At 32.3% G+C, this 3,283-nt stretch carries 2 protein-coding genes; both read left to right on the forward strand.

Annotation, left to right across the window (positions count from 1 at the left end; all coding sequences use genetic code 11):
* Positions 1-683 precede the first annotated feature (683 nt).
* The gene (locus tag AC1DVK_RS26590) at positions 684-2,348 is read left to right on the forward strand and encodes a DUF262 domain-containing protein (RefSeq protein WP_477627792.1); all 1,665 of its coding nucleotides are present in this window, start codon (positions 684-686) and stop codon (positions 2,346-2,348) included.
* A gap of 702 nt (positions 2,349-3,050) precedes the next feature.
* Positions 3,051-3,283 (forward strand): hypothetical protein (locus tag AC1DVK_RS26595; protein WP_477627793.1); only part of this gene is annotated, 233 nt, incomplete at its 3' end.

Below are 3,283 nucleotides of genomic sequence, written 5' to 3' on the forward strand. Positions count from 1 at the left end.
GCTTAAACAACTACAAGAGTATAGGTGGCAAGGTGTCTAAAGAAGAAGATCAGTGGAAGTGACAAGGAGAAGCGGTAGGAGTTTAACAAGTTATTTGATACTGTTCAACAAGATTATAAGATTGTTATAACAAAACTGGATCGCTTTCCTCGAAGTACATAGGATGCACTTAGAATAATTGAAATGCTAAGTGAACGTGAAGTGAACCATCTTGTTGTTTTTAACATGGGTGGATAAAAGATCTATACAACGACATGGATAGTGAAATTGAGATCTCAGTTTTGAATGGTATAGCACAGTTCGAAGTGGATATGATTAAGGAAAGACAGCTTGAAGGAATCGAGTAGCTAAGTAGTGAGGCGAAAAATCGCAATATACAATAGAACTATACAACAAACAAGATAAAACAATTTAACAGTAAATGAAATAAGGGAAATCACGAATGCGAGCTGTACAACATTATACCAAGCAATTAAAGAAAGTGCTGAATTGAAAGTATAGTTGGATGAATAGCACAGCTATGCTTTTATTTTATATAGGATAAGGTGGTATGTGCCGAAACGATTGGATTAGTATGCTGATAAAAATGAGGTTAAATTATTGTCGAATAGAGATTTTAATTGTAATAATGTATAATGAAAATCATCGATTTTTGTGTAAAGAGAAATAGGACGGTGTATATTTTGACGATAAAAAAATTCAATTTTTATACAGTGGAACAATTTTTAATAAGTGAAAAATTTTACATTCCAGATTATCAACGGGAATATTCATGGGAAGAAGATGAACAAATCAAGGACTTTTGGCAAGATTTAGTTGATCTCGTTGAGAATGGTCGAGATAGTCATTTTTTTGGACAGGTTGTTATTCATGACGATCACGAAGATAAAAAGAAATACATAATTGATGGTCAACAACGTAGCTCAACGTCAATAATCTTTTTGTCGGTAATAAGGCAATTGTTTGATGATATATATACACGAACAAATAGAGATGGCGCACGTAATAAAGTAGAAGATATCCGATTAAAGATCATAGGACGTTGGAGCGAGGAAGAGAATGAACTTCAGTTCCATCTAGGGAAAATTGATAATGTATTCTTTAGAGACTTCATTCAACGGGGGATGCCTGTTACAGAAGAACTAACAGAGCCATCACATATTCGTATTAAAGAAGCTTACGATTATTTATATGAACAACTAGCTAAAGAATTAATAAATTTAGATGATAATGATAAATATAATAAACTAGTTGAATATTATAACGGCTTTAAAAATAAATTTAGTTTGATGTGTGTTGAAACAGATGATATGAACGAAGCATTTATAATATTTGAGACTCTAAATGCTAGAGGAAAAGAGCTGGAGACATCTGATTTATTAAAGAATCATTTATTTAAAACATCTGACAGGTTAATAGATGACGTTAAAAGTGAATGGTTGAAAATGCAGGAAAATGCGGATGGAATTGATCTCACTAGATATTTTAGAACCTTTTGGAATTCGAAATTTGAATTCACGAGGGAAAAAGAACTATATAAGAATTTAAAAGGTGTAGTGACTACGCCAACAGAGTGTTTAAACTTCACTCAGGAGTTAGTTAAAAGTATCAGTGTGTATAAAGTATTAGTAGATCCTATTAATGAAATGCATTTTAAAGATAAACTAATTGAAAAGCATATAGAAAATTTAAAACTCCTAAATGCTAGTACTTATCATCCAATTGTAATTGCAATGGCTAATAATTCCTACGATGAGTCTGAAATTAAAAAAGTTGTGGAGGCTATCGAAAGTTTTATAGTTCGAAATTGTGTGATTGCAGGGAAAGTTGCTAACCGTTACGAAATCTTGTTTGCGAAATTAGCCAAAAAGATTTCTGATAGTCGTATGACATTTAATGAAATAGCTCAAGAGTTGAAAAATGATATGTTAAGTGATGATGAATTTGAAAATCATTTTATGGTATGTTCAATTAAAAGCGCACCTGTAGCAAAATTCATTTTAAGAAAAATCAATGATTTCCAACAAAACGAAATAGTTGTTCATCCAAGCAATATGAAAATACATTTAGAGCATATTATGCCTAAGAAACTGGGTAATTGGAAGGTTCATGAGGATATTCACCAGAAATATTTGCATAGAATTGGAAATTTAACACTTTTAGCGGATGAATATAATAAATCTATAAAAAATAAAGAATTCGTTGAGAAAAAGAAAGTATATGAGAAATCGAAAATTGAGATGACAAAAAAACTTGTTTCATATAACGAATGGACTTCAACAAGAATTGATGAACGCCAAAAAGAGTTATACAAAATTGCTAAACAAGTTTGGAAGAAATTTATTTAAAATGTTAACTAACTTCAAAACATACATTTCGTTTGATGGAAATGTATGTTTTGTTTAATTTAACTTTGTCTTAAGTGATACGTGAAATACAATGGGGCGCTTTTTACTTAACATCTTTCGGTGYGATGCCAGAGAGATGGAACGATAGGTATCTATAGTGTTTAAAGAGTGGACTGGAATCAGCTAAATTTATCATACTAACTATATGTTGACGGTAAAATTATTAATCCTTATGTAAAAAAGGTATGGTGATAGTTGGAAACGAGCTTACTTTTATAAAGCTCGTTTTTTGTTTGTTCGCAACCTTCCCATTGTCCCAAAAACAATTAATTATGGTACAAAGTAGGTGACCCACGTAAAATAAAGTTCCAAACCGTAGTCTACGTTTCTTACCACGTAGAGCAACAATGCGTGTGGAAAAGGTGAGGGGGGTATTTCCCACTTTATAAGACCCCGCATGTAGTGGATAGGTATGCAGTAGGTAAACTCACACGTCATCATTATTTCTATTCGATATAGCAAAAAGGACGCTATTTTGTTGGAGCGCCTTTTCCTCTTGAACTGTAATAAATGAAACTTTGTTTGGACGAATTATTAACCAATTAAGGTTTCGTAAATAAAAATAATTACATTTTGAGAAACTACTTTATGTCCTTATGTTATTATTTATTTAGGTAAAACTGGAAAATGGAGGTGCTTATTTTGGACGAAAAGAAGGTAGCAAATAGTGATAGAATATTAGATAATCAACACGAAATGCTAGAGAAACCATTAAAATCCTTGGCTGAGATGGCGGGGATGCAAAATCTGAGTAAAACTAAATCCTTAGCTGAGATGGCGGGGATGCAAAATCTGAGTAAAACTAAATCCTTAGCTRAGATGGCGGGGATGCAAAATCTGAGTAAAACTAAATCCTTAGCTGAGATGGCGGGGAT

This window comes from Peribacillus sp. P4_B1 (assembly GCF_056402395.1).